The sequence below is a fragment of the Nonomuraea sp. NPDC003201 genome (genome assembly GCF_053590415.1).
Genome location: NZ_JBSFTC010000712.1, coordinates 1 through 1655, shown reverse-complemented (window position 1 = coordinate 1655; position 1655 = coordinate 1). Strand labels below are relative to the sequence as shown.

Genomic DNA, 1655 nt, shown 5'->3' with positions numbered 1-1655 from the left:
CTGGCCACGGGCGCGCTCGCCGCGGTCGGCCTGCTGTTGCCGCTCTCGCCGCTGGCGAGCGCGTTCGGGCTGGTCGCGCTGCCCGCCACGAGCTACCTGTGGCTGCTGGCGGTGGTCGGCCTGTACGGGGGCGCGTTGCTGGCCATCACCCGCCGGAGATTCCAGGACAGAGGCCGCAGAACGCCGTAGGCGCCACACTTGTTTTATAGTTGCGCAATACGGCAAGTGTCATGGCGTCTGGAGGAACCCCTTTCGTGGATGGTTATTGGGTGCAACTCGCCCTGGTCGCGGTCCTCATCGTGATCAATGCGGTGTTCGCCGGAAGCGAGCTCGCGCTGGTCTCCCTGCGGGAGGGCCAACTGCGCCGCCTGGAGCAGCACAGCAGCGGAGGACGGGTGCTGGCCAAGCTGGCCCGCGACCCGAACCAGTTCCTGGCGACCATCCAGATCGGCATCACCCTGGCCGGATTCCTCGCCTCCGCCACCGCGGCGGTGACCCTGTCCGAACCCCTGGTGCCGCTGCTGTCCTTCCTCGGCGGCGCGGCCGGTCCGGTGGCGATCATCCTCGTCACCCTGGTGCTGACGTTCCTCACCCTGGTGTTCGGCGAGCTGGCGCCCAAGCGGGTGGCGATGCAGCGCGCGGAGACCTGGGCGCTGCTGGTCGCCCGTCCGCTGAGCGTGCTGGGGAGCATGTCGCGGCCGGTCATCTGGGCGCTGGGCAAGTCCACCGACGTGACGGTCCGGTTGATGGGCGGGGACCCCGACCTGCACCGGGAGGAGATGAGCCCGGAGGAGATCCGCGATCTGGTCAGCGTCCATCGCGGCTTCACCCCGGAGCAGCGGCTGATCATCTCCGGCGCCGTCGAGATCACCGAACGGGTGCTGCGCGAGGTCCTGGTGCCCCCGCGCCAGGTGTTCACGATCGAGGCCGGCACCCCGCTCCGGCAGGCCGCGGCCGAACTGGCGGCGTCCGGGCACTCGCGCGCGCCGGTCGTCCGCGGGCGCAACCTGGACGACACGCTCGGCATCGCCAACCTGCGCGACCTGCTCACCCAGGACGCCGAGGCCGCCGCGGACGTCGCCCGGCCCGCCCTGGTCCTCCCCGAGAGCCTGCACGTCTCCGACGCGCTGCGCCGCTTCAAGGCCGAACGCCAGCAGTTCGCCCTCGTCGTCGACGAACGCGGCGCCGTGGACGGCATCGTCACCCTGGAGGACCTCCTCGAAGAGGTGGTCGGCGAGATCTACGACGAGACCGACAGCGACCTGGAGACCGTCCAGCGCGGCGAGGACGGGACGCTGACGATGCCCGGCGGCTTCCCGGTGCACGACCTGCCGGACGTGGACGTGCACCTGGAGGGGCAGCCGGAGGGCGACTACACCACCGTCGCGGGTCTGGTCCTGGCCGAGCTCGGACGGGTGCCGACCGCGCCGGGCGAGTCGGTGACCGTGGCCGGCTGGCGCATCGAGGTCCTCGGGGTCGAGCGCCACGCGATCACGCAGGTCCGCCTGCATCCGGTCGCCGTACCCGACGCCGCGGAACAGGACGCGTAGACCGGAGCGGCGGATCCGGCCGGAGCCGGCCGTCGCCGAGCCGGCCTGTTGGCCGCGCGGGACCGGCCGCCCGAGCCGGACCGCCTCCGCCACCACGAAGCACGC

Annotated in this window: 2 protein-coding genes; both read left to right on the top strand. The window is 72.1% G+C overall.

Annotation, left to right across the window (positions count from 1 at the left end; translation table 11 throughout):
* The coding region (locus ACWDX9_RS63035) for a hypothetical protein (RefSeq protein WP_449973404.1) at positions 1-189 on the top strand (189 nt) is incomplete at its 5' end.
* A 65-nt stretch (positions 190-254) separates the two neighbouring features.
* Positions 255-1550, top strand: a complete 1296-nt coding sequence (locus ACWDX9_RS63030; protein WP_449973403.1) for a hemolysin family protein — start codon at positions 255-257, stop codon at positions 1548-1550.
* The last annotated feature ends 105 nt before the right edge of the window (positions 1551-1655 follow it).